Genomic DNA, 1275 nt, shown 5'->3' with positions numbered 1-1275 from the left:
CCCTCCCCCCTGTGGTCGTCCCGGCGCGGCTCGATACCCTCGGTCCAGGAGGCACCCGTCCCGATGAGCCACGGCCACACCTCGCCCGCACCCCCCGCCGGCGCTGCGCCGTCCCCGCGCGCCGCCGCGTTCTTCGACCTGGACAAGACCGTCATCGCGACGTCGGCCGCGAGCGCGTTCGCGCGCCCGTTCCTGTCGGGCGGGCTGCTCACCCGGCGGGCGGCGCTCCGGTCGGCGGCCGCGCAGCTGGCGTTCCTGCTCGGCAGCGCGACGGAGGGCCGGACGGAGCGCGTGCGGGCGCAGCTGTCGGCGATGGTCGCGGGCTGGGACGTCGAGCGGGTGTCGACGATCGTGGCCGCGAGCCTGCAGGACGCGATCGGCCCGGTCGTCTACGCGGAGGCCCTGGACCTGGTGGCGGAGCACCACGCCGCGGGGCACGACGTCGTGGTCGTGTCGGCGTCCAGCTCCGAGCTGGTGGAGCCGATCGCGGAGCTGATCGGGGCCGACGAGGTGATCGCCAGCCGGATGGGCGTCGCCGACGGGCGGTACACCGGGGAGATCGCGTTCTACGCCTACGGGCCGGCGAAGGCCCGCGCGATGCAGGACCTCGCGGAGCGGCGCGGGTACGACCTCGCGGCGTCGTCGGCGTACACGGACTCCGCGACGGACGCGCCGATGCTGCGGGTGGTCGGCCACGGGTTCGTCGTGAACCCGGACCGGACGCTGCGCCGGATGGCGGAGCAGGAGGGCTGGACGCCGCTGGTGTTCCGGCGGCACGTCGCGGTGGCGGCCGGCCGGCGCCGCGCGGCGCTGCGGCAGCTCACCGGCCCTGCCGCGCGCGACGGGGTGGTGCTGGGCGGGCTCGCGGCCCTGGTCGTCGCCGCGCTCCTGGCGGTGTGGGCCGTCCGGTCGGCCAGGTCCGCCCGGTCCGCCCGGTCCGTCCGGCGCGGCACCCCCCGGCGTCGACCCGTGACCGTGTCCGACATCCGGGCGGCCGTCCCGCCATCCGGGCGACGGCTCCGATCGACCTGGGACTTCGCCACGAGACCTTCCCACCGGCCGGGGCGGCGGCTGTGATGGGGAGCACAACAGAACGGCCCGAGGGAACCCACGCGCGATCCGTCCACGCATAGGACGCGTCGAACGGGCTCGACCCGTCTCGACTGACCACGTGCACGCCTGATAACCCTCGCGGTCGTCCGTTCGGCAGCGGCGCCCTTCCCGGGCGCCGCTGTTCGTTCCGGGGCCAGGGCGGACCGGGGCGACGACGCCCCC

At 76.5% G+C, this 1275-nt stretch carries 1 protein-coding gene; it reads left to right on the top strand.

Annotated elements, in window-relative coordinates; all coding sequences use genetic code 11:
- The coding region (locus tag G6556_RS18880; protein WP_346775012.1) for an HAD family hydrolase at positions 1–1077 on the top strand (1077 nt) is incomplete at its 5' end.
- Positions 1078–1275: the final 198 nt, after the last annotated feature.

Source organism: Cellulomonas sp. IC4_254, from assembly GCF_011603975.1.
Lineage (GTDB): Bacteria > Actinomycetota > Actinomycetes > Actinomycetales > Cellulomonadaceae > Cellulomonas.
The sequence above is the reverse complement of the archived record's forward strand: the minus strand, read 5'-3'. Positions and strand labels throughout refer to the sequence as shown.